General features: G+C 70.8%; 1 protein-coding gene. It reads left to right on the plus strand.

Features of this window, described 5'->3' with window-relative positions; genetic code table 11:
- On the plus strand, positions 1 to 908 hold a 908-nt coding region (locus AC3EVP_RS36895), incomplete at both ends, for a polyketide synthase dehydratase domain-containing protein (protein WP_435138163.1).

The raw sequence follows: 908 nt of genomic DNA on the forward strand, positions 1-908 counted from the left end.
TGGCGGCTGCGGTGTGGCTGGCCGAGGGTGATGGGTTGGTGTTGACGGGTCGGTTGTCGCTGGCTGCGATGCCGTGGTTGGCCGACCACGCGGTCCACGGCACGGTGCTGTTGCCGGGGACGGCGTTCGTGGACCTGGCCGTCCACGCCGGGGACCTGGCCGGGTGCGGTGTTTTGGAGGAACTGACCCTTCAGGAGCCCCTGGTCCTTCCCGCCTCTGGCGGCGTGCAGGTCCAGGTCCACGTCGGCGACAGCGATGGCGGCAGCGGCCGGCGATCGGTGACGGTCTCCTCTCGCGAGGGGGAGGGCGAGTGGGTGCGGCACGCCGTCGGTCTGCTGGCCCCGGCTGACGGTGAGCCTGTCCCGGATCGGCTGTCCGTGTGGCCTCCGGCGGGTGCTGTGGCGGTTCCGGTCGACGATGCCTACGAGAGGCTGGCTCGGCGCGGTTACGGTTACGGTCCGGCGTTCCAGGGGCTGCGGCAGGTGTGGCAGGCCGGGGACACCGTCTACTCCGAGGTGGAACTGCCCCAGGTCATCGACTCCGATGCGGCTGGGTTCGGCCTGCATCCCGCTCTGCTTGACGCCGCTCTACACGGGCTCCTGGCTACCGGAAGCAGCAATAGCAATGGCAACGGCAATGGTGGGGGGACGGGGTTGCCGTTCGTGTGGTCGGGGGTGCGTTTGCTGGCGGGCGGTGCCCGCCACCTGCGGGTGGTGCTGACGCCCGGGTCGGGTGGGGTCTCGGTGGCGGCGTTTGACGGTGTCGGTCAGCCGGTGCTGGCGGCGCGGTCGTTGGTGCTGCGGGAGGCGTCGGCTGGTCAGCTCACTGGGGCCGGTGGGCAGGTGCGGCAGTCGCTGTTCACCGTCGATTGGGTTCCGCTGCCTGCCCCGCAGGACTCTGACACCGCT

This window comes from Actinacidiphila sp. bgisy144, from assembly GCF_057708105.1.